Here is a 26064-nt window from a genome sequence, read left to right as displayed (position 1 = left end):
GGGATTGGCGAAACCATGAGCGATACGTTTCTCTACACCACCCCCCTCGACCCGCGTGCCAAGCCGCTGATCGACGAACTGATCATCGAATATGACAGCCGTTACGGCAACTACTTCAGCGACGAGGGTGCTGCGGCAGAACTCAACCGCTATCCACCTGATGCCTTCGCGCCGCCGCATGGCAATTTCGTGCTGCTGATCCGCAACGGCGAGACGATCGGCGGCGGTGCGTTCAAGCACTACGACGACCGCACCGCGGAGTTCAAACGCATCTGGACGCGCTCCGACCTGCGCCGCCAGGGATTGGCGCGCAGGGTTCTGCTCGAACTCGAAGCGCAAGCAGCAAGGCAAGGCTATTCCCGCATTTATCTGACCACCGGCTTCCGGCAGCCGGAGGCAGTGGGTCTCTATCTCGTCAATGGCTACACGGCGCTGTTCGACGTCGCTGCCGATCCGGAGGTCTACAAGACGCTGCCGTTCGAGAAGGACATCACCCATCTCGTCGCGTCGCTCGCGCTTCTCGGAGAGCCGCGCCCATCGCATCCGCAGGCAGTGAGCCACCCGTAACGCCGGCGTCCAACGGGCGCCAACCATCCAGAGAGGATGCATCATGGCCATTTTGACCGATTATGCCGGCGTTGCCGGAACCGGGCGAGCAAGCGAACCCAATCCGGGCTACGCGCATTATCGCATCGTGCCGGCCCGCCATCCTGGCAGGGCGCTCGGCACCCTGTTTGCTGCGCTCGTCATAACCGGCGTGCTTTATTCGGTGCTGACCAATCCTCGCTGGGGCTGGCCGGTCTTTGCCGAATGGTTCTTTGCAGAACCGGTGCTTGCGGGCCTTGGGCGGACGCTGCTCCTGACGGCACTTGCGACCGTTTCAGGCTCGCTACTTGGAACGGCTCTGGCGCTCGCCCGGGTGTCGAAGTCGCCGCTGCTCGGTGGCCTGTCCTTCGGTTACATCTGGCTGCTGCGCTCCATTCCGCTGATCGTGCTGCTGCTCGTGCTCAACAATCTCGGCTATCTCTACGAGACGATCTCGGTTGGGATTCCTTTCACCGACACGACGCTCTTCAACTACCCGACGACCCAGCTGCTGACGCCGTTTGCAGCAGCCTTTCTCGGTCTGACGCTCAATCAGTCGGCCTTCTTTGCCGAGATCGTGCGTGGCGGCATTCTCTCCGTCGATCACGGGCAACACGAGGCCGCGGCTGCACTCGGTCTTCCCCGTCATCGCCAGGCATTCCGTATCGTGCTGCCACAGGCGATGCGCTCGATCCTGCCGACCGGCTTCAACGAGATCATCGGGCTCGCAAAGAGCACATCAATGGTCTACGTGCTGGCGCTGCCGGAGCTCTTCTACACCGTTCAGGTCATCTATCGCCGCAATCTCGAAGTCATTCCGCTCCTGATGGTGGCCACCGTCTGGTACCTGGTGATCATGACCGGGCTGTCGATCGCCCAGCACTATATCGAACGCCATTTCTCCAAGGGGGCCGTTCGCAATCCGGTGCCGCTGCCGTTCCAGGCCTTCTTCTCGCGGTTTCGGCGTCCGCTGGCCGAGGTTGCGAGCAGTGGTGCCATCGCCCGCAAGACCGGTTTTCATGACGCGACTGCATTCCGCGCCGGCGGTGCCGTCCGCATCCATGGCATCTCGAAGAGTTTCGGTCCGCTGAAAGTGCTAGATGACGTCGAGCTGAGCTTGCCTGCCGGCAGCGTCACGGCGATCCTCGGGCCATCGGGTTCGGGTAAGTCGACTTTGCTGCGCGCCATCAATCATCTGGAGCGGGTCGATGACGGCTTCATCTCGATCGACGGCGATCTCGTCGGCTACAGCCAGAAGGGCAACACGCTCTATGAACTGAAGGAGAAGGATATTTTGAAGCGCCGCGCCGACATCGGCATGGTGTTCCAGAATTTCAATCTCTTCCCGCATCTGACGGTGCTGGAAAACCTCATCGAGGCACCGTTGCAGGTGCGCGGCCTCAAGCGCGACGACGCTGTTCGGTTGGCGCAGGAACTGCTGGCGCGGGTCGGCCTCAGCGACAAGATCAACGCCTATCCCCGGCAGCTCTCGGGCGGCCAGCAGCAGCGCGTGGCGATCGCACGGGCTCTGGCCCTTAAGCCGAAGGTCCTGCTCTTCGACGAACCGACCTCGGCACTCGATCCGGAACTGGTCGGCGAAGTGCTTGATGTCATCAAGGAACTGGCCCGCACCGGCACGACGCTTGTGATCGTCACGCACGAGATCGGGTTTGCCCGCGAGGTTGCCGACACCGTCGTCTTCATCGAGGCGGGCCGCATCCTGGAGGCCGGGCCGCCGTCCCGCATCTTCACCACCGCGGAACATCCGCGCACCCGCGAATTCCTCGCCAAGGTTCTCTGAAAATTCCAGGCGTGCATGGGCACGCTGGATCGCGCCGACACAATCTGCAACCCAAAGATGAAATGGAGTTTAAGTACATGGCATTTTTCGATAGAGCAAAACTGCTTTTGGCAGGAGCGGTCGCCGCAGCGACGCTCGGTACGGCCTCGGTTCAGGCGCAGGAGAAGTTCGATCTCAGCCCGGATACGTCCAACCGCGTGCGGGCCGAGCGGAACGAAGCGGCCATCAAGGCGATCGCGCCCGACTTCAAGTTCGTAAACCCAGGAAAATTCACCGTTGCCGTCAACCCCTGGGATCCGCCGATTGCCACCTACGCATCGGACTCCAAAACGGTCGTCGGCGCCGATCCCGATCTCGCCTCGCTGGTGGCCGATTCCCTCGGCCTCGAACTGGATCTCGTCGCGGTCGCCTGGGCCGATTGGCCGCTCGGCGTCGCCTCCGGCAAATATGATGCGGTGATCAGCAACGTGACCGTGACCGAGGAGCGCAAGGAGAAATTCGACTTCTCCACCTATAGGCGCGACGTGCTCGGCTTCTTCGTCAAGTCCGACAGCCCGATCACATCGATCAAGGAACCGAAGGACGTGGCGGGCCTGAAGGTGATCACCGGGGCCGGCACCAATCAGGAAAAGATCATTCTGGAATGGGACAGGCAGAACGTCGCCGCCGGGCTGAAGCCGATCGAGGTGCAATATTATGACGACCGCGCGGCTGGTGACCTGGCGCTGCAGTCCGGCCGGGCCGACGTCGAATTCAACCCCAATGCGACGCGCGCCTATGCCGCCTCGATCGGCAACGACACCAAGGTCGTCGGCATCGCCAGCGGCGGCTGGCCGCTGACCGCCGAGATCGCGGTGACGACCCGCAAGGGTGGTGGCCTTGCCGACGCGATCACCCTTGCCATCAACGACCTGATCAAGGACGGCAAATACGGCGAGGTGCTGAAGCGCTGGAGCCTGACCGACGAGGCGGTCGACGCGTCGCAGACCAACCCACCGGGCCTGCCGAAGAGCGGCTCCTGATCATTGCCTGTTGCGGGTCGGCGCCTGCTTTTGCCGCCGCCCGTTCGTTCAACATCCCTTCCGGAGACGACAGAAATGCTTGGTCTAGCTGCATTACGCCCCTCGTTCATCGCCGCATTTGCGACGGCACTTTTCCACCTTGCCCCGGCGCTGGCCGCCGACGGCTTCGATTTCAGCCCTGAACAACCGGGGCGCATCCGTGCCGAACGAAACGAGGCGGCGATTGCGGCGATACCGCCAAGCTTCAAATTCGTCACCCCCGGCAAATTCACCGTTGCCGTCAGCCCCGGCGGCCCGCCGCTTGCGACCTATGCGAACGATGCAAAGACCGTCATCGGCGCGGATCCGGAATATGCTTTGGCCGTCGCCGATAGTCTGGGGTTGACGCTGGAGCTCGTGCCAATCGCCTGGATCGATTGGCCGCTCGGCCTGACCTCGGGCAAATACGATGCGGTGATCTCCAATGTCGGCGTGACGGAACAGCGCAAGGAGAAGTTCGACTTTTCGAGCTACCGTCAGGGATTGCATGGCTTCTTCGTCAAGGCCGACAGCGCAGTTACATCGATCAAGGAGCCGAAGGATGCCGCTGGCCTGAGGATCATCGTTGGCGCCGGGACAAACCAGGAGCGCATTCTTCTCAAATGGAACGACGAGAACGTCTCCGTCGGGCTGAAGCCGCTCGAGCTGCAATATTATGACGACGAGGCGACGAGCCTTGTCGCATTGGCTGCAGGCCGCGCCGACGTGATCGTCCAGCCGCATGCGCAGCTCGTCTTCATTGCCGCCCGCGACCGGAACATCAAACGCGTCGGCACCTTGAGCGCCGGTTGGCCCGAGCGATCCGACGTGGCGATCACCACGCGCAAGAACAGTGGCCTAGCCGACGCCTTGACCGCCGCCACCAACGGCCTCATTGACAATGGCACTTACGCCAAAATTCTCGAGCGCTGGCACCTGGCGGAAGAGGCGCTGCCGAAGTCGGAAACCAATCCACCCGGCCTGCCGAAATCCTGAGGTGAGCAACGATGACAGAGCATAAGATCTCGATCGATCATATCGGCTTTCTCACTCCCGGAAACTACGCGAGCGACGATCCCTTGGCGGGGCTGGAGCAGACGCTGCGCCTTCTCGAATATGGCGAGAGGCTCGGCTTCGCCAGCGCCTGGGTGCGGCAGCGCCACCTGGAGCCCGGCATCTCGTCGGCGGCCGCCTTTCTGGCGGCGGCGACCCAGAGAACCGATCGCATTCAGCTCGGCACGGCGGTGATCCCGATTGGCTATGAGAACCCCTACCGGTTGGCCGAGGACCTTTCGACCGTTGACGTGTTGTCGCGCGGCCGCCTGAATATCGGCCTGAGCGCGGGCCGCCCGCCACATGTGGACCTCATCGGTCCGCTCGCCTTTGACGGAGACTGGTCTGCCAGCGATTTCTCCCATCAGCGGGTTCTGCGTTTTGCAGATAATCTGCGCGGGGCATTTCTCGGCGACGAGCATACCGTCATCAAGACACCGTTCGGCCCGCAGCGCCCACGGTTGCAACCCCATGCCAAGGGGCTTGTCGACAGGCTGTGGTACGGTGGCGGCTCCTTGCGCTCCGCCCGCTGGGCCGGCGAGAACGGCTTCAATCTCCTGATCGGCAACGTCACGACAGGCGAGCAGACCAACGACTTTTTCGAGGCGCAGGCACGCCAGCTCGAAACCTATCGGCAGGCTGGCGGCGCAGAGAAACGCGTCGCGCTCGGGCGCGTCATCGTTCCGCTCGATGGCGCCAACGCCAGCACCCGGCGCCGCTATCTCGACTACGCCGCCAGCCGGCATGAGCGCACGCTGACACCACAGGGCGAGCGGCGCACGCTGTTTGCCAGCGATCTCGTCGGTACGTCCGAGCAGATCCTCGAACGGCTGTTGGCCGATCCGATCCTGCCGCATGTGCGCGAGCTCAGGCTCGAACTGCCCTACGAATTCGAACACGACGAGTATCGCCAGATCCTCGATGATGTCTTTACGCGCATCGCACCGGAGCTTGGCTGGTCGCCGACGAAGGGCGAGGCCGCTCGAACGCTGCCAGCGAACCCGGCGGCGGCTTAGGCCGCTGCCTACAATCCCAGATCCAAAACCCATGAGGCAGATCTGACAGTGACAAAAAGCATCGACTACTTCTTCTCGATCGGCTCGCCCTGGTCGTTCATCGGGCTTGAAGCCTTTGCGGCTCTCGCACGCCGGCACGAAGCGGCAATCACGCCCTACATGGCCACGGTGGTCGAGGAAAACGGCGGCATCTTCTCGCGCAATCGGCCGCAGGCGCGACGAGCGTACGGCACGCGCGACCTGAAGCGCTGGAGCCGTGTGCGGGGCAGGGAACTTCTGCTCGACGGCCGTCCGCCGCTCGCCGATCCCACGCCTGCGTCACGGATGGTGATTGCCACCTATCTCGACGGCAAGGACTGGTTCGCCTTGACGGAGATTTTGCAGGAAGCCTTCTGGGTCCGAGCCGAGGACATCGGCCGGTCAGAGGTGCGCGAGGCAGTAGCAACGCGCGCAGGCTTCGATGGCAGTGCCTTGCTTGCGCGGGAAAGTGCCGCAGACGTTGTCGAGAAATGGGCGTCCGATCGGGAGCATACTCTCAAGAGCGGCGTCTTCGGGTTCCCGACGTTCGGCTATGACGGCGAGAGTTATTGGGGCCAGGACAATCTGCCGTTTCTGGAGCAACAGCTGCAAGGCGAGCGGCCTTAGGCATCGGCGGGCGCGGAGATCGAGCGCTCGCGGCACGCCGTCGGATCACTTTTCCAAGCCTGGTACGATCTTTGGGTCGAGGTTCCTTTAATCCACTGTTTAACTCGATAATTTTCAGGATGCTTGAAGCCGAGCAGTCGAATGAAACCTTTTCCGTTGTTTGCGCATTTCCTAGACAACGATGGCTTTTGATGAGGTGTGCCATGAGTGTCCTGCGGCAATATGAACGCCTGAGCGCGATCCGAGATGTCCTGCAAGGCAAGCTTGAGCTTTACGAAGCGCGGGATTGTTTCGGGATCGATGATTTCGAAGACGGAACAACGAACGAACTTCGAGACCGCATCGCAGAGCTTTCGGACGAGATTTCCAATCTCAACCGTCGGCGCGAACGGTACGAAACCTGGTGATTTCGATTGCGGCTGAAGGCTGAAACCAACGCCACGACACAGGAAAGCCATGACCATCGAAATCAATTCGCGTATCGCCGGCCACCCGATCAACCCGCTCTTTCTCGAGCGTTGGTCGCCGCGCGCCTATGCCGGAGCGGAGATCTCCGAAGCCGAGCTGTTCGGCATCCTGGAGGCGGCGCGCTGGGCGCCGTCGGCCTATAACGCCCAGCCCTGGCATTTCATCTACGCCCGCAGAGGCACCGAGCATTGGGACAAACTGTTCGGCATTCTCAACGCATTCAATCAAAGCTGGGCCAAGGAGGCTTCCGCACTGATCTTCGTGCTGTCGAAAACGTCGCTGCTGCCTCCTGGCGCCAGCGAGGAAGTGCCTTCCTATACGCACTCGTTTGACACGGGGGCCGCATGGGGTGCGCTCGCGCTGCAGGCCGCCTATTCCGGTTGGCAGGCGCACGGTATGGCCGGCCTCGACTACGACAGGGCGCGGACCGAGCTTGGCGTGCCGTCCGATTACCGCGTTGAAGCCGCCGTGGCGATCGGCAGGATCGGCGACAAGGCGCAATTGCCCGAGGGGTTGCGGGAGCGCGAAGTGCCGAGCCCGCGGAAACCCCTGACGGAGATCGTGTCCGAGGGTCGTTTCGAGCGGTCTTGAACGCATTGCTCCGATGACTTTGCCGAGGGCGGGTCTCGCCCTCGGCCGCAATTCGGCTGACAGGTCACAATTGCCGTCTTACCTCAAAGTGGCTCTTCAATGGGTGTGTCATGGCCGGACGCGCCGTGCAGGGTCGCACCTGAAAACAGCTCGGAACCATAGGCCTGCTGCGCAACGATCGACGGAAAGCTCACGTCCCGGACGTCGAAGGACGGCATCAGGCTCATCATCGGAAGGATGCGCTCGAACACAGCACCGCCGAGCGGGGCGGCATTCCAGCCGGAGGTGCGGAAGCCATAGGTTTCCGGCAACCCTTTGGGCTCGTCCAGAATGGTCAGGAGCAGATAGCGCGGATCGTCGGCCGGAACGACACCCATGAAGGACGTGAGATTGAGATCCTTGGCATAGCGTCCAGCGACGACCTTTTCGGCCGTGCCGGTCTTGCCGCCGATGAAATAACCTTTGACTTCGGCCTTTCGCGCCGATCCGGTTCTGGCATTGAGGCGGAGCAGAAAACGCATGGCCTCGCCGGTTTCCGGCTTGATGAGGTCGGCGGCCAGCACCCGCTCTTCGACATCAGAGCCTTTGATCAATGTCGGCCTGATCAGGCGCCCGCCGTTGACGAGGGCCGCAACCGCAATGCTCGCCTGCAGCGGCGTCACGGCAATGCCGTGGCCGTAGGATGCGGTTGCCGTATCGATCTCGCGCCAGGAGCGCGGCAGTTGCGGATGCGCGCTCTCCGGCAACTCGGTCGTCAGTCGCGACATCTGTCCGAAACGAGAGAGAAAGGCGCGGAAGTTCTCAGGGCCGAGCGCGATCGCCATCTTGGCCATCGCGATGTTGGAGGAATAGATGAAGGCTTCCGGCAGGCTGAGCGGCCGGTATTTCCCGCGATAATCGCGGATGCGGAACCGGCCGAAGGCCAGCGGCCTGCTGGCATCGATGACGGAGCGGATGTTGAACTGCCCGGAATCGAGCGCCATGGCCGTCGTCAGGGCCTTGAAGGTGGAGCCCATCTCGAAGGTGGCGGCGGCAATGCGGTTGATACGATCAGGCTTCAGCGCATCGGCGGGGGTGTTGGGGTCGAAATCCGGCGCGGAGGCAAGCGCCAGCAGTTCACCATTGGTGATATCGAGCACCAATCCGGCACCGGCCTTTGCCCCGAATTTCTCGATCGCCTTGGCAAGCTCGATCTGCAGCGCGTGCTGGATTCGGATGTCGAGCGTCAGCGTGACGGGCTGCAGGTTCTGATGGGAGAGGTCCATGCCGGTCTGGCGCAACACGTCCAGGCCCTGGCTCTCGATCCATTTTTCGATGCCGGCAATGCCGATATTGTCGATATCGACAGTGCCGAGCACGTGGGCGGCAAGCGAACCATTGGGGTAGACACGCCGCTTTTCCCGCTGGAAGCCGACGGCCGGAATGCCCGCGTCCCAGAGCGCCTGCTCCTCAGCCGGTGTCACCTGACGCTTGATCCACGCGAAGGGCGCCTTGCTTTTCAGCCGCTGGTGCAGTTCGCGAGCATCGAGATCGGGGAAGATGGCCGTCAGCTTTTCCACCGCCTCGTCGACGTCGACGATGAAGCGGGGCTCGGCATAGACACCGGAGCTTGGCACATCGATCGCCAGCAGATTGCCGTTGCGATCCAGGATCGAAGGGCGACCGACCGAGGGGCGCTTCGGCACATAGCCGGTGGTCTCGATTTCGGCCGTGCCGAGCTGGATCAGTCGCCCGAACATCGTTAGGAACACGACGATAAACACGGCTATCAGAAAGAGGATGCGCTTGCGGCGATCCGCGCGCGATTGAAGCCGTTGCACCATATCAGTAGAGCCCGCCGGTATTGCTGAGCAGCTTCTGCCGCAATTCAGGTGTTAGGCCCTGGTCGGCGCCGTTGGCCGGCAACTCGGCCATCTCCTTGTCGTCGATGACGGCGCAACCGCCGTCGCAGGGGCCGGTTCCCGGCTTGAAGGCTTCGAGGATGGCGCCTTGCGCGCCGTCCTGCGCGGGCCGCCCCGTCTTTCTGTCGACTGTCTGGAAGGACATGCCGGGCGGCGGATGAAAATCGGCCGCCGGTTTTCCCTGAAGTGCCACCTTCATGAAGTCGATGAAGATCGGTGCGGCGAGACCGCCACCGGTTTCGCCGTAACCCATCGGCTTCGGCGTGTCGTAGCCGAGGAAGACGCCGGTGACGATATTGGGGGTGAAACCCACGAACCAGACGTCCTTCTCGTCGTTGGTCGTTCCGGTCTTGCCGGCGATCGGGACACCCAGCGTGGCGACATTTCTGGCGGTGCCTCTTTCCACTACGCCACGCATCATCGAAGTGATCTGATAGGCCGTCATCGGGTCGAGCACATAGTCCCTGATGTCGACGAGATCAGGCTCTTCCTGGTTTTCCCAGGCAAGCGCATTGCAGTCCGCGCACTGGCGGCTGTCTTGCCGGTAGATCGTCCGGCCATATCGATCCTGAATACGGTCGATCATCGACGGGGTTATGGCCTTGCCGCCATTGGCGATGACGGCATAGGCGGAAACGAGCCGCAGCAACGTCGTTTCGCCGGCGCCCAGCGCCATCGGTAGGTAGGTGCGAAGCTCGTCGTAAATGCCGAAGCGCTTGCCGTAGTCGGCGACAAGGTCCATGCCCAGATGGCGAGCAAGGCGCACGGTCATCAGGTTGCGGCTGTTTTCCAGCCCCGTTCGCAGGGTCGAAGGACCGCTGAAGCGCCCATCATAGTTTTTCGGCCGCCATGTCTTGCCGGTGCCATCAGGGATGGCGATCGGCGCGTCCATGACGAGCGTGGTCGGCGCATAGCCGGTATCGAGTGCCGCGGCGTAGACGAACGGCTTGAACGACGAGCCGGGCTGGCGGTAGGCCTGGGTCGCGCGATTGAATTCGGATTGCGCGTAGGAAAAGCCGCCGGCGACCGCGAGCACCCGACCAGTGTTCGGGTCCATCGAGACCAGCGCTCCCTGCACCTGCGGCGGCTGGCGCAGGACATAGCCAGTCTCCTGCTTTTCGACATAGACGACGTCGCCCGGCTGCAACACGCCGTTGAGGGATGAGGCACAACGACGCTTGCCTTCGGCGAGCCGGCACAGAGCCCAGGCTGTGTCATCGCGGTCGATCATGGCCGTGTCTGCGGCCGCCGTCGCCGTTTCTGGTCCTGACGGTCTGAGGCCGAGTTCGACCTTGTCGTTGCTTGCGGAGAGGACGACGGCGAGCTGCCATTCCGGAACGTCCGAGAGCGGCTGACGTTTGGCGAGCGCCTGCTGCCACCCTTCAAGCGAAGGCAGGCGGGTGATCGGCCCCCGGTACCCCTTTGCCTGGTCGTAGCCAACCAGTCCCTTTCGCAACGCCCGCATGGCCGCTTGCTGCAGCCGCGGATCGAGTGTCGTGCGAACCGAGAGCCCGGCAGTGTAAAGCGCTGCCTCGCCATAGCGGGTGCCCAACTGGCGGCGCACCTCCTCGGTGAAGTAGTCCGCCTTGTCGGCGGATGTCTCCAGTCGTTTCGGCTTGATGCTGAGGGGCGAGGCGGTGGCTGCGGCTGCAACCTCTCTGTCGATGACGCCGTTGCGGCGCATCTGCTCTATGACCCAGTCGCGCCGGGTGACGGCTCGGTCAGGATGGCGATACGGGTCATAATTGTTCGGCGCTTTTGGTAGGGCGGCGAGATAGGCCGCTTCGGCCACCGTCAGTTGATCGACCGGCTTGTCGAAATAGGTAAGCGCTGCCTGCGCGATGCCATAGGCGCCGAGACCGAGATAGATGTCGTTGAGATAAAGTTCCAGGATCCGGTCCTTGGAATAGGTTTGGTCGATGCGGATCGAAAGGATCGCTTCGCGCAGCTTGCGCTCGACCGTTCGATCGGAGGACAGGAGAAAATTCTTGGCGATCTGCTGCGTGATCGTCGATCCGCCAATCATGCGCCGACCCGAGCCGTAGTTGGCGACATTCGACCAGAGCGCGGTGGCAAGACTCGTCAGGTCGATGCCCGGATGAAGGTAGAAGTTCTTGTCTTCGGCCGAAAGGAAAGCCTGCTTGACCCGGGCGGGAATGGCGCCGATCGGCAGGAACAGACGGCGTTCCCGGGCATATTGCGCAATCATGGCGCCGTCGCCGGCGTAAAGCCGGGTCGTGACCGCCGGCTCCCAGTTCGCCAGCGCCCGATGATCCGGCAGGTCTCGCGTCAGGGCCGCGGCGCAGAATGCCAGCCCGACGCCGAGAAGCGTTGCCAGATTGATCAAGGTTGCGAGCAGGTTTGCAATGAACTTCATGGCGGATGTCGGGGCTTTCGAATTTCGAAGGACATGGCTTCGCCATCCGATCCAAGGGAGCGGCTGACGCGCATCAGTTTGTGGCGTGAAGGCGGTGCGGGGCGGCGGATCGGGCCTAGAAGCCCGATGTTTCGCCTATCCCGTCGCGGCCGGTTCGTCGCCTCAGTTTCACCACCAAGGGCTGTGACATGCCGCCTTGGTCCGCTGCTGCGGCCGGAGCGGATGTGACGGTGCGAAACGTGTTGGGCGCGTGCCTATGGGGCGTTCAGTTGAGACGACACATGGTTGGGTCCTCCACGGGGAAGTATGTCTGAGGGCCGGATCCTCGATATGTTGGCGGTCTCGTCCTGGCGAAACAGGGTGCCGACGTGAGTTCACCGTAAAGAGGTTGCACCGCAGCGGCAAACCACGTTTATTTGCAGGACCCATTAGCTGAATTAGGGCATCCATGGTCAGGCCATATCTCCCACTCAATGCGCTGCGGGCCTTTGAGGCCTCCGCGCGACATCTGAGTTTTACCCGCGCGGCGATCGAACTGTGCGTGACGCAGGCGGCGGTCAGCCACCAGGTGAAGCTACTGGAAAGCCGTCTCAACGTGACGCTGTTCAAGCGGCTGCCGCGCGGTCTGATGATCACCGCCGAGGGCGAGGCGTTGCTGCCGGTACTCCAGGATTCCTTCGATCGCATGGCCGATATGCTCGAACGGTTCGAGGGCGGCCATCTGCGGGAGGTGCTGATGATCGGCGCCGTCGGCACCTTTGCCGTCGGCTGGCTGCTGCCACGCCTTGCGGATTTTCAGGAAAAATATCCCTTCATCGATGTCCGGTTGTCGACGAACAACAATCGTGTCGACATGGCCGCCGAGGGGCTCGACTACGCCATTCGTTTCGGCAGCGGTTCCTGGCACAACATCGAGGCGACGCGGCTGTTCGAGGCGCCGCTTTCAGTGCTGTGCGTTCCTGAGATTGCCGATACGCTGCGCCGTCCCGCCGATCTTCTGGGCCAGACGCTGCTCAGGTCCTATCGGGCGGACGAATGGGTGAACTGGTTTGCCGCTGCCGGCATCACCTATCCGGCGCCGCTGCTCAAGGGCGTCGTCTTCGATTCGTCGCTCGCCATGATGGAGGCAGCCGCCCAGGGCATCGGTGTTGCGCTTGCGCCGCCTTTGATGTTTTCCCGACTGCTGTCGAACGGCACAGTGCGGCAGCCCTTCGACGTCTATACCTCGATGGGGAGCTACTGGCTGACGCGGCTGCGGTCGCGCGCGCCGACACTGGCGATGTCCGCCTTCCACGATTGGCTGATGGCGGCGAAGGAGGATAGCGCCGCCCGATTGCATGAGCCGGAGGCGAGCAACTCGGCATAGGCTGCAATGCGTTGGCGGGGGAGTGCCGTCAGCGAAAGGGGATCTGCTGGGAGCAACTCGATACTGAAGGTCAACCTGCGACCGGTGTGCCGAGCTATTCGCCGTAGCTGACGATCCATTCCGGCGGCTCTCGTTCCAGGCTGCCGTCAACGCGCACGTTCCTGTCCTTCGCCCAGCGGTAACCCCACATCGGACCGAATTTCGTCGCCTAGGACAGCGGTCGCCGATAGGCGGCGTCGGCCTGCGCCTTTTCGAGCGTTGTGAAACTGTAGCCGCTCTCTTCGAACAGCGACAGGATCCCCTTCATCGCGTCGGCATTCAGCCGGTTGACATGCAAGAGCATGATTGCCGGCGGCTCGTAGCCAAGGACCTGCTCGTTGAGACCGGCGTAATAGGCGATCTGCTGTTGGGTGTGCATCAGATAGGCCGTCCTGATGCGGTGGGCGGCTTCCGTGTCGTTTTCGGCAAGCGCGCGCTCATAGGCGCGGTCGAAGACGTAATCGGAGGTATCGATGGTCGAGGCGGCGATCGTGTAGTCAAGCTTCGCCGCAAGCGCCGCGATCGCCTTCTGCTTTTCCGTTGTGTCGCCGGTGTGATTGTAGGGAAACCGTAGGAAACGCAGCTGCTTGCCCGCCGCCTTTAGCGTTCGCCTCGTCGTCTTCTCGCCATCGACGATCTCGCGCTCGATGCCGGCGATGTCGAGCGTGTTGGTGTCCGCGTGCGAGAAGGTATGGTTGCCGAGCGTCAGCCGCGGGCCGGTCCAATCCTTCAGGATATCTTTCGCAAACGGACCGATCGCGCGAACCTTGCTTTCCACGACAAAGCCGATAGCCGGCGCCTTGTGATCCCTGAGGGCGGCAAGAATGCGGGCATTCGCATCCTGGATGCTTTGAGGCGAAGGTTGATCTGTTCCGTCGGTGCCGGCATTGGCGTGGGGAAGATCATCGAATGTGATGGCGACGGATTTCTCCCGGGCGGTGCCGCTGGTTTCGGCATGGGCGTCGACCAGGAAGAAAACAAGCGCGAGCCAAGGCGTGAAGGCAAGCAGCATGAGGCGCCCGATCGCGCGGGCCCTTCGAACGCCTAGCCCTAACACTGCGTGCCGCAGGCGCCATGAAGCCTGGTTTCCATCATCATCGTCCCTCTTCTGCTAATCGAAATGAGATCGACCCTCGTACGCAAGGGTTGCATGAGCATTGCGTGGTCGGGATTTTCGGGCCAAGTGCCTGTGGCTGCTGGCCCCGACTGTCCAGGTTCATCGAAATGCAAATTATTCTAATGGCTGCCGCAAATTATCGTCGTTTGCCGACCCCGCCACGGCTCCTTAGGCAGGACGCGTCCGAGGTTCATGGAAACCAAATTCGAGATGCGGAGGCTTGTATGAGAAAGATGATGCGACGCGCGCTGGCGACGGTGGTCGCCACGGTATGCCTGGCGAGTGCGGCAATGGCTGATAACGCCGAATGGTCGCAGCCGACAAAGCCATTCCGCGTCGTCGGCAACATCTATTACGTCGGGACCAAGGGGCTGGCGGCCTACCTCATCACCTCAGGCAAGCAGGCCATTCTGCTCGACGGCACGTTGAAGGGCACCGCATCCCTTGTCGAGGACAATATCGCAGCACTCGGTTTCAAACGCTCCGACATCAAGATCATCGTCACGAGCCATGCGCATTACGATCATGTCGCTGGCGTTGCACAAATCAAGCGTGACAGCGGCGCCAAGCTCTATGCGATCGCGGCGGATCGCTGGGCACTGGAAAACGGCCTGCATGATGGTGAGACCACCTATAAGCGTGGAACCTTTCCGGCGGTGAAGGTCGATCATGTGCTTGACGACGGCGAAGTCGTGACGCTCGGAGACGTCAGCATGAAGGCGACGCTGACGCCCGGCCACACGCCGGGCTGCACCACCTGGTCAACGTCGGTGAGCGAGGCCGGGCGTGCGCTCAAGGTGGTCTTTCCCTGCAGCGTCACCGTCGCCGGCAACAAGCTCTTCGGCAACAAGCGCTATCCCGGGATCGTTGCCGACTTCGAGACCAGCTTCGACCGGCTGGGAGGCATGACGGCGGATGTGGTCCTGCCCGCTCATCCCGATATCGCCGACATTATCGGCCGCGCCGCGCGGCGGGATGCGGGCGAGGAAGATGCCTTCGTCGATCCGGCCTTGCTGGGCCAAATCGTCGAAAAGTCCCGTGCCGCCTTCAAGAAAGAGCTTGCACGGCAGAAGGCGAAAAAATGAGAGAAGGGCCGCGCTTGCCGTGGCCCTTTGCACATTGCGAACGAATCGGTCTCTTACTCGGCCATGAGACCGTCGAACACTTCGATCATGGCGTCGCTGATGGCCTTACCGAGTGCTGCTGCAGCAGCGGTCAGCGCCGTATCGTCCATGTCGCGTGCCGCCATGGCGAAAGACGCGCCTTCAGTCACGACGATTTCCTGTGCGCGCTGGATTGCCCAGAGGGCAAATTCGCTGCGGTCTGCGATTTCGACGGTGTCCATCGTAAGCTCCTGATCTGTTTGAGTGCAGCCTTATAGCCCTATCGGCCCTGCTGGGGATTGTCCGTGTGATCCTTTGGTGTGGAATCTCGAAAAAAATCATGCCACGCCGCAGTCTTTCACCCTCAGATCCGCTTGGTGCTGTTCTCTCCAAAAGCAATCGCCGGGGACTTCCGTTGCGGCTTAAAGATGAGTATTGGAGGAAGGAATAAAGTAGCCAAGACAGACCTTCCCGAAGACGGGCAACGCGATAATGACGTTTCAGCCGCGGATGCAGAACAAGATTGCCGGTTTCAAGATCCAGGGCGAGTTGCATCGCCGGGAATGGAACGGGATCATTGCCGACGTGTGGGATGTGGAATGCGACCCCCATGCCGGCGGCTACTACGTCTCGGATGATCCGCGGATGTTCATCGTTCTCGATGCGCGGGGTGGGAGCAGCTGCAACGTCAAGCTTTCCTCGCAGGCAAACGGCGCCGTCCAGAACTATCGGCAACAGGCGATCTCCTACATCCCCGCCGGCATGGAGATCTGGGCGGATGTGGTTGATGTCAAATACATCCGCCATCTCGATCTGCACTTCAACATCGACATCCTTAGCCGACGGCTGATGGAGGATCTCGACGCCGGCCAATGCGCCGTGCCACGGCTGATGTTCCACGACGAGCGGTTTCTCCAACTCGCCCGACTGATCGCTGCCGAATGCCTCAATCCGCAGCCACTACACGATCTCTACGGCGACGGGCTGACGCTGGCGCTGTTCATCGACCTGATGAAGCTCAATCGCAGCAGCGCACGCAAGCGCAGCCAGCTCGCGTCATGGCAGTTGCGTCGGGCGGTGGAATACATCGAGGAAAACAGCCTTCGCAACATCCGGCTCGAGGAACTGGCTGGTCTCGCCGGGCTTTCGCAGTCCCATTTCAGCCACGCCTTCAAGGCATCGACGGGCGTGGCGCCGCACCAGTGGCAGACTAACGCGCGCATCGAGCGGGCCAAGCATCTGCTTTTAAAGAATGAAGCGTCGCTGACCGCGATCGCTGCCGAAACCGGTTTTTCGGATCAGGCACATTTCACCCGCGTCTTCCGCAAGGCAGTCGGAACGACGCCGGCTCTTTGGAAAAGAAGCCGTCTCGCCTGAGCAAATGCCTTCAGCCTTGAACAGTTGCCCGCACACATTTGCCCAAGAGCGTTCAACTTTCAGGGTTCGAAACAAGCCCCGTCCTAATAGTTGAGATAAACGGTCATCTTATCAGCAGTCAGAAAGTCGGGCCGCACGTCGTGGGGATGGCGGGTCCGGCATCAAAGGGCGACGATACGATGCAGCGTGATGGTGAAAGTGTGCGTTTGAGAAAATTCCTTGCGAGTGGCGTTGCCGGTATCGCCTTGCTCGTGTCGACGGCGGCGGTCGCCCAGGACGGTATCGCCACGAAACTCGAAAAGATCGAGGTGCAGGCACAGGGCTTACGCGACGAGGCCACCGGCCCCGTTGACGGTTACGTCGCCAAGGCGACGACGACGGGCTCGAAGTCGGCCACGCCGATCAGCGAAATTCCCCAATCCGTCTCCGTCATCGGTCGCGATGAGCTCGACGACCGCGGCGTGGTCAACAAGGTCGATGAGGCCCTGCGCTACACGCCGGGTGTGACGACGGAGCCTTTCGGCACCGATGCGGATACGGATTGGTACTACATCCGCGGTTTCGACGCGACGCAGACCGGCGTGTTCCTCGATGGTCTGACGCTTTTCAGCTTTGGTTTCGGCGGTTTTCAAATCGACCCCTTCATGCTCGAGCGGGTCGAAGTGCTGAAGGGGCCCGCCTCGGCGCTCTACGGCGGCGCCAACGCAGGCGGTATCGTCAGCCTGATCAGCAAGCGGCCATTCGATGAACCGCTCTATTATACCGAGATCGGCATCAACAACTTTGGCAATGCCTTCACCGGCTTCGATGTCAACGACAAGCTGACGGACGATGGCACCATCCGGTATCGCGTCACCGGCAAGATGTCGGGCGGCGATACCTACACCGATTTCTCCAACGATCTGCGCGGCTTCGTCCTGCCGCAGATCACCTACGCGCCTGATGATGCGACAAGCCTGACGGTCTACGGTGTTCTACAGGGCCTCGACCAGGTGCACGTCGGCAACGGCTTCCTGCCTTATGTCGGCACGGTCGTCGATGCACCCTTCGGTAAGATCGACCGCGATGCATTTTATGGTGAGCCGGATCTGGATACGGGCACCTATGTCCAGCAGATGATCGGCTATGAATTCACGCACGAGTTTGAAGGCGGTTGGCAGTTTAGCCAGAACCTGCGGTACGGCCATCTCTACAAGCATGAGAACGGCCCATATACCTTCGGTTACTACGATCCGAGCCTGCCCTTCCCGTCGTCGACAGTGCCGGCCACCCCCGACAATCTCCTTTATCGTCTGGGGTTTGAGGCGACATCGAAGGTCGATACCTTCGCCGTCGACAACCGTGTCGAAGGAGAATTCGAAACCGGGGCACTGGATCATACGCTGCTCGTTGGCCTGGACTACAAGTACTACCGGCTGGACCATGTGCAGGCTTCGTCGGCCGCTACACCCATCAGCGCAACGGATCCGATCTATGGTGCGCCGCAGCCCGCAAACGCCACCTATATCAATCAGGTGGTTACGCAGCAGCAGCTGGGCGTTTATGCGCAGGATCAGATCAGGTTCGGTCAGGGCTGGCTCGTCACGCTCAATGGTCGCTACGATTACGTGGACACCAACACCAAAAACGGCCCGACCTTCTGGGCTCCGACGCAAAATAACGCCTTCAGCTACAACGAAGGCGCTTTCAGCGGCCGCGCTGGCCTTGCCTATGAGTTCGACAATGGCCTGACCCCATATGTCAGCGTCGCGACCTTCTTCAACCCGATCGTCGCGGTGACAGCAACAGGCAATACCAAGCCGCAGGAAGGTGAACAGTTCGAAGTCGGGGTCAAATACGAGCCGACGTTATTCGACGGCGTGTTGACGGCATCACTCTATCAGTTGACCAAGCGCAATGCTCTCGTGACCGACCCGTTGACGAGCATTTCCACCCAGACGGGTGAGGTGCGTTCCCGCGGCATCGAGTTTGAGGGCAAGGCCAATATCAACGAAGATTGGAAGCTGATCGCCGGTCTTGATTTCATGGATCTCGAGGTGACCGAAGACGCGAACACGGCGTTGGTGGGAAAGACGCCGTACCTTGTTCCCAACGCTCAGGCGTCGCTGTGGCTCGACTATACCGTGCCTTCAGGAGCGCTCGAGGGGGTCAGCCTTGGCGCCGGCGTCAGATACCAGGGGGAATCCTGGGCGGATGCGGAGAACACGCGCAAAGTGCCCTCGGCCGCATTGGTCGATGCGGCAATTCGCTACGAGAAGGACGATTGGGCGGCATCGCTCAACGTCTCCAATCTCTTCGACAAGGAATATGTGAAGGGGTGCCAGGGGCTTTCGGTGTGCGGCTACGGCGAAAGCCGCACGCTGACCCTGAAGCTCAGCAAGAAATGGTAACGACGGCATCACCGCTTTAGTTTGTATGTAAACGACGTCGGGACCGGCGGCAGCCGGTCCCGACGTCGTTTACATTCTGGCAAATGCGTCGCTCGCTGCGCTTTCCAATGTCGGCTATTCCGTCGCCATCGGCTATAGATCATCCCATGAGAATCAATGCGATTACAAACTGGGCCTACGGGGTCACGGTCCTTTTGACCGGACTTTCCGGTGTAGCGTTCATCCTGTCGACGAACAGCGCGATCGAGGAGCGGCAGGCGGCCGAGCAGCATCTTGTGCTCGACACGCTTGGCGAAGATCTTGCGCTCGGCGCTGAGGAACGGAGCGATGCTGCCCGTCTGTACGTGATGCGCGGCGACCTGCGCCATCTCGAACGCTTCCATGGCAGGGAAGAGGAAGAGCGCGCTCACGAGGCGGCGATCAAGAACGTGCGGGAGGTTGGGGCGTCACCGGCCGAGTTGGCGGCACTTCAGGAGGTCGAGCGCGAGGTAGAGGCCCTCGACAAGATCGAGGTTTCGGCGATCGCCGCCTACCAGGAGGGCGACCAGGCAAAAGCGCAACAAATGCTCTTCGGTCCGGAGCACGACCGTCTGCAGACGGCGTTGCTTGAAACGGTGGTCCGCTTCCGCGAACTGACCAAGGCCAGAACCGGCGCGGCACTGGAGCAGGCAAAGGAGCGAAGCGACTGGTTCGCCATCGCCGCCAAGACGATGCTCGCCATGACTGCGGCGCTCTTCCTCGGTGTCCTTTATTTCGTGCTCAAGCGGCGCGTGGCCATGCCGCTGGTGCGCATGACGGGCATCGTGACGCGGCTTGCCAAGCAGGATTACGACGTGGAAGTTCCGCTCGACCGCCGCCGCGACGAGATCGGCGAGATGAACGAGGCGATCCATATCTTTCGCACCAACGGGCTGGAGCGGGACCGGCTCGATGCAGAGCGCCGACTGGATCAGCAGACCAAGGACCTCATCCTGCAAATGATGCATCGGCTGCAGGCGTGCCAGATCCAGGAAGAACTGGCCGAGGTCGTAGCCCGGTTCGCACCGCAGATCTTCCCCAACCTTGCCGGTCATCTCTATGTGCTGAACGATAACCGCACGTCGCTGACGCGTGTCGGCACCTGGCTCGACCCGCAACATTCGGCCGATACTTTCCCTTCCAGTGCCTGCTGGGGGCTTCGCCGCGGCCGGCCGCATGTCAGCAATGGCGGGCAGGGCGATATTGCCTGCCAGCATCTGGACGAGAGCGATGTCGCTGGACTGTGCGTGCCGCTGACCGCTCAGGGCGATACGATCGGTCTGCTCTATTTCGAGGAACGCTCGCCCGAGCAGCCGGCCGTCGAGACGTCGCGGCTTTATCTCGAGCTGATCGCGGAAAATATCGGCCTGGCTGTGGCCAACCTACAGCTGCGCGAAAAACTGACCAACCTGGCGGTCCGCGACGCATTGACGGGGCTGCTCAACCGGCGCTGCCTCGACGAAGCGCTGAACAAGCAATTGCGGGAGCGGGCCGGCCGGCCGCTCGTTTGCCTCATGATCGACATTGATCACTTCAAACGCTTCAACGACGAGTTCGGCCACGACGCCGGCGATGTGGTGATGCAGTATGTTGCCCAGATCATGCTCGACGCGGCCGGCGAGCTGGGCGCGACCTATCGTTTCGGTGGCGAGGAGTTCACGATGCTGCTGCCCGAAATGAGCGAGGCGGCGGGCTTTGAATTCGCCGAGCGCCTGCGCGACAAGATCGGCACGACGCCGCTTTCTCACCGCGGACGCATCCTCGGCTCCGTGTCCGTGTCGATCGGTATTGCCTCGTCGCCACGCGAAGGCACGGTCGCGACGCTTCTGACGCGGGCCGATGCCGCCTTGCTCGACGCCAAGGCGCGGGGGCGGAACATGACGGTTTGCTCGTCAGGGCTGGTCGTCATCTAGCACTCTTCTGGAATAGCGCGTTTCCGGTTTGGACGGCTGCGGCATGATAGCGCGCGCAGCCGGGCCCGCTCGAGCCAACGTCGGACCGTCGCCGTTCAGATCCAGACGGTTCGGCCCTCGCCTTCGCAGCCGAGTGCGCGCAGAATGCTGAGCGGAATGCCGATCATGGTTTCATGGCCGGTCGAAAGCAGGAACGAGGCCGTTTGCGGTTCGCGGTAGGCGAGGATCTCTTCGCGGGACGCCTTGGTATAGATGCCGCGCAGGGCGCGCACGCAGCCGCTATGGGTCACCACCACGTGTGTATTCTCGTGGTCGAGGGTGGCGAGCCAGGCGAGCAGGCGGCCGTCGAGCGTGGTGCGGCTTTCGCCGCCGGGCATGGCGTAATCCCACGGTTCGGCGCTATGCGCCTCATATTCGTGCGCGAGATCCCTCTCGATCTCATCGTGCGCGCGCCCTTCCCAGGAGCCGTAGGCCCTTTCCACCAGTGCCTCGTCATGGGTGAATTGCTCGAAGGGAACAGACCATGTGTCGGCAAGGATCGACGCCGTCTGGCGCGCGCGCCCAAGCGGGCTAACCCAGAATTTGAGTTTCGTCTCGCCGGCAATTCTTTCCGCCAGCCGCAGCCCGACGGCGAGCGCCTGCCGGACACCGTTTGCCGTCAACGGCGTGTCCTTTCGGCCTTGCAGCCGACCGGCGACATTCCATTGGGTTTCGCCGTGGCGGATGAGGATGATGTTTGGCAAATGGGAGGTCATGACATGCTCGAAGTTCGACGGCGCGGCGCACCGACATGAAAAAAAGAAAGAAGGACACCCGCCGACCGACGGCCGGCGGGTGCCTGGTTGCTTACTCGGCAAGCCAAAGCGCCGAGGACGGCTTGAGGCCGAGTGTCGTCGTGGCTCCGGTCTCTAGCAGAGAGCCGCCGGAATGGAACGGTGCGTCGATCAGCACCGTGGCCGTTCCGACCTGCACGCCGTAGCGGACGGTGGCGCCCAGGAATTCGCGATGCGCGATCGTGCCGGTCAAGGCGACGGCACCCGGCTCCAGCGTGGCGAGCGTCGCATATTGCGGCCGGAAGACGAGCTTGGCGCCCGCCGGTACCGACGCCCCTGCCGGGATCGGGATCGTGCCGGCGCCTGCAACCTCGAACGTGCGCTGCGTGCCGGAACCCGAGACGGTGCCGTCAAGGATGTTGGCGGTGCCGAGGAAGTTGGCGACGAACAGGTTGGCGGGCTTCTCATAGAGGCCCATCGGCGTTCCCACCTGCTGGATGCGCCCTTCATTGAAGACGGCGATACGGTCGCAGACGGTGTTGGCCTCCTCCTGATCGTGGGTGACGAAGATCGTCGTCAACTTCAGCCGCTGCTGCAGGTCGCGCAGCTCCCGCCGGACTTCGACGCGCATCTTGGCGTCGAGGTTGGAGAGCGGCTCGTCGAGCAGAAGCACCTTCGGTTCGATTGCGATGGTGCGGGCAAGTGCGACGCGCTGCTGCTGTCCGCCGGAGAGCTGCGACGGGCGGCGATCGGCGAGATGTTTCAGCCCGACGAGTTCGAGTGCCGCCTGGACCCGGCGTTCGACCTCCGCGCGCGGCAGGCGACGCTCTTCCAGGCCGAAGGCAACATTGGCGGCCACCGTCATATGCGGCCAGAGCGCGTAGGACTGGAAGACCATGCCGATGTCCCGCTTCCACGGCGGCATGTCGAGCACGTCCTGGCCGCCGATGACGACCTTGCCCTGCCGGGCATTGTTGAAGCCGGCGATCAGCCTGAGAAGCGTGGTCTTGCCGCAGCCGGACGGGCCGAGAAAGGCGAAGAACTCGCCCGGTTGGATCTCCAGGTTGATATCCTTCAGCACGTGGAGCGCGCCGTAGTAGAGATTGACGTCGCTGATGCTGATCGCCTTGGCGGGGCTAACCGCGAGCGCTGCGCTGTTGATGTTGACAGTCATAGTGTTCCTCCCGAGTTTCTATTTCGTCATGCCGAGCGCCTTCTGGCGCCGCTCGATGACGTAGTGCGAGAGCAGGGTGCAGAGTGCGACCATGATGACGGCGATGACGCCGAGGGCTGCACCCGGGCCACGACCCGCCGGCGATTGCATGAAGACGTAGAGCCCGTAGGCGATCGGTGCGTCCGAGTTGCTCTGGATCAGCATCAGGGTTGCCGACAGTTCGACGGCGGCCGTCGAAAAGCTGGTGACGAAGCCGGCGAGCAGACCACCCGTCATCAAAGGCAGGACAATGCGCCGGATCGTTCGCTGCTTGGTGGCGCCGAGGTTTTCGGCGGCCTCCTCCAGCGATTCCGACACCTGCTGCAATGCGGCGTAGCAGGCTCTGAGCGCGTAGGGCAGACGACGGATGGCGAGTGCCAGCACCACCATGACCCAGAGCGTCGCAAGCGGCGTACCATCCGGCAGCGTGATGCCGTAGAAGGTGCGGAGGTAGCCGATGCCGAGCACGACGCCGGGGATGGCGAGTGCGGCGGTTGCCGCCCAGTCGAGCCAGCGACGGCCGACGACCTTGGTTCGCAGCACGAGATAGGCGATGGCGCCACCGATGACCACGTCGATCAGGCCGGCGAGGCTGGCGTAGATCAGCGTGTTCTTGATGTAGAGCGAGCTTTCGCCGAAGACGCGGCCGTAGTGCGCGACCGTATAGGCGTCCGGCAACGGGCTGAACGACCACACGGTTGCAAGCGACAGCAGAAGCAAGCCGATATGCGGCGACAGCACGAGCAGCAGGATCAGGCCGACGACGCCATAGGCTATGACGCTCTCACCGCGGCTCAGCTTGCGACGGGAAAGACCACCGCCGCCGCGCTGCGTCGTCGAATAGTCCTTGCCGCGCATAGCGATCGCTGACAGCCACATGGCGAAGATCGAGACGGTGATGAGGATGACCGAGATGACATAGCCCATCGGATCGGTGAGGCCGACCGAAGTGACGCGGAGGTAAGCCTGGGGCGCCAGCATGTCCTTGACGTTGAGAAGCAGCGGCGTTGCCAGGTCGTCGAAGACCTTGACGAAGACCAGCGAAGCGCCGGCGAGATAGCCGGGCATTGCCAGCGGGAAGACGACGCGGCGGAACAGCCGGAAGCCGGACGAGCCGAGGTTCTGGGCTGCTTCTTCCATCGAGCGGTCGATGTTGCGCAGGCTGGTCGACAGATTGATGAGGATGAAGGGGAAATAGTGCAGCGACTGCACGAAGATGACGCCGTTCAGGCCTTCCATGAAGGGAATGCGGATGCCGAACCAGTCATTCAGGATGAGGTTGACGGTGCCGTTGCGGCCGAACAGCAGCTGCATGGCGACCGCACCGACGAATGGCGGCATGATCAGCGGCACGAAGCCGAGCGTCTGGATGATCAGCGAGCCGCGGAAGTCGAAGCGCGTGGTCAAAACCGCGAGCGGCAGCGCGATGGCGCTTGCCCAGACCACCGACATGCCGGAGACGTAGACGGAGTTGAAGAACGACCGCCGGAACAGATCGGTGTTGAAGAAGTCGACAAAGTTGACGATCGTCAACGCGCCGGTGCCCTTTTCGGTGAAGGCGGTGTAGATCACCGTACCGGCCGGGATGACCAGGAAGATGGCGAGGAAAAGCGCGATCAGCGAGATCGCAAAGATCTGTCCGGGCTTGGCCGAAACGCGTCTTATGGGAATGGATTGAACGAGCGCCATGAGGCAGACTCCGGATTTTGGTCGACAAGCCTGACGCGCTTGCGGCGCCCCTGCGCCTCTGGATCGCTGGGGTCGCAGCAACGCTGTCGGCTGCTGCGCGGTTGCTTCATGATCGGTTCGGATCACTGAGAGCCGACCGGCAGGCGCGTCAGGCTTGGCGAAGGCATGGTTTTCGGGGATGGCCGCCCGCCGGGGCAGGCGGCTTTTTAAGCCGGCGTCAGTCGACGAGAGCCAGCGCTTCCTCGGCCTTGGCCTTGGCGGCGGCGTACTTCTCGGTCGCAAAGGCGGCCCATTTCTGCTCGAGTTCCGCCTGGCGGGCGGTCTTTTCCTCGCCGCCGGTGAAGGCGTCGCGGATCTGCTGGCTGGCAGCTTCGTCGGCAGTGATCGGCATGGCCGCGATCAGCGCGTGGGCTTCCGTCAGCAAAGCGCGTGCGGGAGCCTGTTCGTTGGCGGCAACTGCCTTTTCGGCTTCGTGGATCGCCTTGGTGGCGCCCTTGATGTTGTCGAGCTGGAACGAGATCAGCTGATCGTAGAGCGTGTCGACGACGTCGGTGCGCTTCTTCGAAACGTCGGAATCGAACGTGATCATCGACTGGAAGCGCGGATCCTTGTAGGGATTCGGGAAGCCTTCCGGTGCCTTTTCGTAGAGGGCCGGGTTGATCGGCAGACGACGGATCGCCGGTTCGAGCAGAACGGCCTGGCCCTTTTCCGAAAGCAGGTAGTTGACGAAGGCTTCAGCACCGGCCTGGTTCGGCGCATTGGCAACGATGCCGATATTGGCCGGAACGACCGTCGTGACCGACGGGTAGGCGAAGCTGACAGGGAAGCCGCTTGCCTGTGCCGAGAAGGCGAAGAAGTCGATGACGATGCCGATGCCGGTCTGGCCGGAGTTGACCGCGTCAGGAACGCCGAACGAACGCTCGGTGACCTGCTGCAGGTTGCCGCCGATACCCTTCAGCGTCGCCCAGCCCTTGTCCCAGCCTTCGCCCTGCAGGATCGTCTCGATCGTCAGGTGGGTCGTGCCCGAACGCGAGGGCGCAGCAATCGCGATGTGATCGTGGTATTCGGGCTTGGTCAGGTCGCTCCACTCGACCGGCTTCGGCAGATCGTTGGCTTCGAGATAGCGATCGTTCGACATAATGCCGTAACCGGAGGCGGCAAAGCCGAAGTAATAGCCGTCCTTGTCGTTGACGGGGTAGGAGCCGACCTTTTCAGGAAGGCCGGTGACCGAAGGCGTGAACTTGGCGAGCAGCTCGCGGCTCTTGAGGCTGTCGAATGCGTCCGGGGCCGATGCCCAGAACAGGTCGACCTGGTTGTTCACCTTGGTTTCATCGATGTATTTGACGCCCGAGCTCGTGCTCTTGTTCTGGACGTCGAGGGTGAAGCCGGGGTTGGCCGCTTCGAAGCCCGCCTTGAACGGATCGGTCACATCCTTGGAAAACGACGTGACGATCGTGACTTTCCCGCCGTCCTGGGCGTAAACCGTCACGACGAAGGCAGCCGACATCAGCATCGCCGCAGCAATGGTCTTCAACATATAGGTATCTCCTCCCAATAGGGACACCGCTTGTTTGGTGTCCGATCTATTG

21 protein-coding genes are annotated in these 26064 nt (G+C 62.1%); 12 read left to right on the top strand and 9 right to left on the bottom strand.

The window, feature by feature from the left end; translation table 11 throughout:
• The first annotated feature begins 15 nt into the window (after positions 1-15).
• From J3R84_RS27160 to J3R84_RS27130, 6 genes are all read left to right on the top strand, one after another.
• Positions 16-567: a GNAT family N-acetyltransferase gene (locus J3R84_RS27160; RefSeq protein WP_057207543.1), complete on the top strand. Its 552-nt coding sequence runs from the start codon at positions 16-18 to the stop codon at positions 565-567.
• A 43-nt stretch (positions 568-610) separates the two neighbouring features.
• Positions 611-2386, top strand: a complete 1776-nt coding sequence (locus J3R84_RS38625) for an amino acid ABC transporter permease/ATP-binding protein (RefSeq protein ID WP_081788921.1) — start codon at positions 611-613, stop codon at positions 2384-2386.
• A gap of 77 nt (positions 2387-2463) precedes the next feature.
• Complete coding sequence (locus J3R84_RS27145) at positions 2464-3408, top strand: ABC transporter substrate-binding protein (protein ID WP_203528794.1); 945 nt, start codon at positions 2464-2466, stop codon at positions 3406-3408.
• Positions 3409-3483: 75 nt separating this feature from the next.
• On the top strand, positions 3484-4422 hold the full coding sequence (locus J3R84_RS27140; RefSeq protein WP_203528796.1) for an ABC transporter substrate-binding protein: 939 nt from the start codon (positions 3484-3486) through the stop codon (positions 4420-4422).
• Between the two features lie 11 nt (positions 4423-4433).
• Entirely contained in the window at positions 4434-5495 is a 1062-nt protein-coding gene (locus tag J3R84_RS27135; RefSeq protein WP_203528798.1) for an LLM class flavin-dependent oxidoreductase, read from the top strand.
• 48 nt (positions 5496-5543) lie between these two features.
• Positions 5544-6140 (top strand): 2-hydroxychromene-2-carboxylate isomerase, encoded by a 597-nt coding sequence (locus tag J3R84_RS27130; RefSeq protein WP_203528800.1) that lies wholly within the window; start codon positions 5544-5546, stop codon positions 6138-6140.
• Here J3R84_RS27130 and J3R84_RS38835 read toward each other — a convergent pair.
• Positions 6137-6604, bottom strand: coding sequence for a hypothetical protein (locus J3R84_RS38835; RefSeq protein WP_156407918.1), 468 nt, complete (start codon positions 6602-6604; stop codon positions 6137-6139). The two genes, J3R84_RS27130 and J3R84_RS38835, sit on opposite strands and share 4 nt — an antisense overlap.
• Here J3R84_RS38835 and J3R84_RS27120 point away from each other — a divergent pair.
• Positions 6603-7199 carry a nitroreductase family protein gene (locus J3R84_RS27120; protein ID WP_171520963.1) on the top strand — a complete coding sequence of 199 codons (597 nt, stop codon included), beginning with the start codon at positions 6603-6605 and terminating at the stop codon, positions 7197-7199. The two genes, J3R84_RS38835 and J3R84_RS27120, sit on opposite strands and share 2 nt — an antisense overlap.
• Before the next feature lie 83 nt (positions 7200-7282).
• On the opposite strand, the gene J3R84_RS27115 is transcribed toward J3R84_RS27120, so the two are convergent.
• Both J3R84_RS27115 and J3R84_RS27110 read right to left on the bottom strand, forming a co-directional pair.
• Positions 7283-9022 carry a peptidoglycan D,D-transpeptidase FtsI family protein gene (locus tag J3R84_RS27115; protein WP_203528802.1) on the bottom strand — a complete coding sequence of 580 codons (1740 nt, stop codon included), beginning with the start codon at positions 9020-9022 and terminating at the stop codon, positions 7283-7285.
• A gap of 1 nt (position 9023) precedes the next feature.
• Complete coding sequence (locus J3R84_RS27110) at positions 9024-11477, bottom strand: penicillin-binding protein 1A (RefSeq protein ID WP_203528804.1); 2454 nt, start codon at positions 11475-11477, stop codon at positions 9024-9026.
• Positions 11478-11925: 448 nt separating this feature from the next.
• Between J3R84_RS27110 and J3R84_RS27105 the strand changes: the two genes are divergently transcribed.
• Positions 11926-12843 carry a LysR family transcriptional regulator gene (locus J3R84_RS27105; RefSeq protein ID WP_057224036.1) on the top strand — a complete coding sequence of 306 codons (918 nt, stop codon included), beginning with the start codon at positions 11926-11928 and terminating at the stop codon, positions 12841-12843.
• 208 nt (positions 12844-13051) lie between these two features.
• Here J3R84_RS27105 and J3R84_RS27100 read toward each other — a convergent pair whose 3' ends face one another.
• The gene (locus tag J3R84_RS27100; RefSeq protein WP_203528806.1) at positions 13052-13894 is read right to left on the bottom strand and encodes a polysaccharide deacetylase family protein; all 843 of its coding nucleotides are present in this window, start codon (positions 13892-13894) and stop codon (positions 13052-13054) included.
• 329 nt (positions 13895-14223) lie between these two features.
• Here J3R84_RS27100 and bla point away from each other — a divergent pair, with 329 nt between their 5' ends.
• Complete coding sequence (bla, locus tag J3R84_RS27095) at positions 14224-15084, top strand: subclass B3 metallo-beta-lactamase (RefSeq protein ID WP_225906407.1); 861 nt, start codon at positions 14224-14226, stop codon at positions 15082-15084.
• A gap of 53 nt (positions 15085-15137) precedes the next feature.
• On the opposite strand, the gene J3R84_RS27090 is transcribed toward bla, so the two are convergent.
• Positions 15138-15344 (bottom strand): hypothetical protein, encoded by a 207-nt coding sequence (locus J3R84_RS27090; RefSeq protein ID WP_057207551.1) that lies wholly within the window; start codon positions 15342-15344, stop codon positions 15138-15140.
• A 250-nt stretch (positions 15345-15594) separates the two neighbouring features.
• Between J3R84_RS27090 and J3R84_RS27085 the strand changes: the two genes are divergently transcribed.
• The 3 genes from J3R84_RS27085 to J3R84_RS27075 all read left to right on the top strand — a co-directional run bounded on the left by J3R84_RS27085 (position 15595) and on the right by J3R84_RS27075 (position 20800).
• The gene (locus J3R84_RS27085) at positions 15595-16479 is read left to right on the top strand and encodes a helix-turn-helix domain-containing protein (RefSeq protein ID WP_057224044.1); all 885 of its coding nucleotides are present in this window, start codon (positions 15595-15597) and stop codon (positions 16477-16479) included.
• Positions 16480-16658: 179 nt separating this feature from the next.
• Positions 16659-18869 (top strand): TonB-dependent siderophore receptor, encoded by a 2211-nt coding sequence (locus tag J3R84_RS27080; protein WP_057213075.1) that lies wholly within the window; start codon positions 16659-16661, stop codon positions 18867-18869.
• Between the two features lie 146 nt (positions 18870-19015).
• Complete coding sequence (locus tag J3R84_RS27075; protein ID WP_025428378.1) at positions 19016-20800, top strand: diguanylate cyclase; 1785 nt, start codon at positions 19016-19018, stop codon at positions 20798-20800.
• 95 nt (positions 20801-20895) lie between these two features.
• On the opposite strand, the gene J3R84_RS27070 is transcribed toward J3R84_RS27075, so the two are convergent.
• The 4 genes from J3R84_RS27070 to J3R84_RS27055 form a co-directional block, all read right to left on the bottom strand.
• Complete coding sequence (locus J3R84_RS27070; RefSeq protein WP_025428379.1) at positions 20896-21555, bottom strand: histidine phosphatase family protein; 660 nt, start codon at positions 21553-21555, stop codon at positions 20896-20898.
• Between the two features lie 91 nt (positions 21556-21646).
• On the bottom strand, positions 21647-22747 hold the full coding sequence (locus J3R84_RS27065; protein ID WP_203528808.1) for an ABC transporter ATP-binding protein: 1101 nt from the start codon (positions 22745-22747) through the stop codon (positions 21647-21649).
• Between the two features lie 18 nt (positions 22748-22765).
• Positions 22766-24475, bottom strand: a complete 1710-nt coding sequence (locus tag J3R84_RS27060; protein ID WP_107027630.1) for an ABC transporter permease — start codon at positions 24473-24475, stop codon at positions 22766-22768.
• Between the two features lie 217 nt (positions 24476-24692).
• Positions 24693-26012, bottom strand: a complete 1320-nt coding sequence (locus J3R84_RS27055) for an ABC transporter substrate-binding protein (RefSeq protein ID WP_057224052.1) — start codon at positions 26010-26012, stop codon at positions 24693-24695.
• Positions 26013-26064: the final 52 nt, after the last annotated feature.

This window comes from Ensifer canadensis (assembly GCF_017488845.2).
GTDB classification, from domain to species: Bacteria; Pseudomonadota; Alphaproteobacteria; order Rhizobiales; family Rhizobiaceae; genus Ensifer; species Ensifer canadensis.
Note: the sequence above shows the minus strand (reverse complement) of the source record. Positions and strands in the feature narration are given on the sequence as shown.

Bases quoted from the DNA above. Each gene is read 5' to 3' on its own strand.
- J3R84_RS27075 (WP_025428378.1), top strand. From the start codon at position 19,016: ATGAGAATCAATGCGATTACAAACTGGGCCTACGGGGTCACGGTCCTT.
- J3R84_RS27115 (WP_203528802.1), bottom strand. From the start codon at position 9,022: ATGGTGCAACGGCTTCAATCGCGCGCGGATCGCCGCAAGCGCATCCTC.
- J3R84_RS27085 (WP_057224044.1), top strand. From the start codon at position 15,595: ATGACGTTTCAGCCGCGGATGCAGAACAAGATTGCCGGTTTCAAGATC.
- J3R84_RS27135 (WP_203528798.1), top strand. From the start codon at position 4,434: ATGACAGAGCATAAGATCTCGATCGATCATATCGGCTTTCTCACTCCC.
- J3R84_RS27060 (WP_107027630.1), bottom strand. From the start codon at position 24,475: ATGGCGCTCGTTCAATCCATTCCCATAAGACGCGTTTCGGCCAAGCCC.
- J3R84_RS27090 (WP_057207551.1), bottom strand. From the start codon at position 15,344: ATGGACACCGTCGAAATCGCAGACCGCAGCGAATTTGCCCTCTGGGCA.
- J3R84_RS27070 (WP_025428379.1), bottom strand. From the start codon at position 21,555: ATGACCTCCCATTTGCCAAACATCATCCTCATCCGCCACGGCGAAACC.
- J3R84_RS27145 (WP_203528794.1), top strand. From the start codon at position 2,464: ATGGCATTTTTCGATAGAGCAAAACTGCTTTTGGCAGGAGCGGTCGCC.
- bla (WP_225906407.1), top strand. From the start codon at position 14,224: ATGAGAAAGATGATGCGACGCGCGCTGGCGACGGTGGTCGCCACGGTA.
- J3R84_RS27100 (WP_203528806.1), bottom strand. From the start codon at position 13,894: ATGCTGCTTGCCTTCACGCCTTGGCTCGCGCTTGTTTTCTTCCTGGTC.
- J3R84_RS27110 (WP_203528804.1), bottom strand. From the start codon at position 11,477: ATGAAGTTCATTGCAAACCTGCTCGCAACCTTGATCAATCTGGCAACG.
- J3R84_RS27055 (WP_057224052.1), bottom strand. From the start codon at position 26,012: ATGTTGAAGACCATTGCTGCGGCGATGCTGATGTCGGCTGCCTTCGTC.
- J3R84_RS27105 (WP_057224036.1), top strand. From the start codon at position 11,926: ATGGTCAGGCCATATCTCCCACTCAATGCGCTGCGGGCCTTTGAGGCC.
- J3R84_RS27160 (WP_057207543.1), top strand. From the start codon at position 16: ATGAGCGATACGTTTCTCTACACCACCCCCCTCGACCCGCGTGCCAAG.
- J3R84_RS27065 (WP_203528808.1), bottom strand. From the start codon at position 22,747: ATGACTGTCAACATCAACAGCGCAGCGCTCGCGGTTAGCCCCGCCAAG.
- J3R84_RS27080 (WP_057213075.1), top strand. From the start codon at position 16,659: ATGCAGCGTGATGGTGAAAGTGTGCGTTTGAGAAAATTCCTTGCGAGT.
- J3R84_RS38835 (WP_156407918.1), bottom strand. From the start codon at position 6,604: ATGGTCATGGCTTTCCTGTGTCGTGGCGTTGGTTTCAGCCTTCAGCCG.
- J3R84_RS38625 (WP_081788921.1), top strand. From the start codon at position 611: ATGGCCATTTTGACCGATTATGCCGGCGTTGCCGGAACCGGGCGAGCA.
- J3R84_RS27140 (WP_203528796.1), top strand. From the start codon at position 3,484: ATGCTTGGTCTAGCTGCATTACGCCCCTCGTTCATCGCCGCATTTGCG.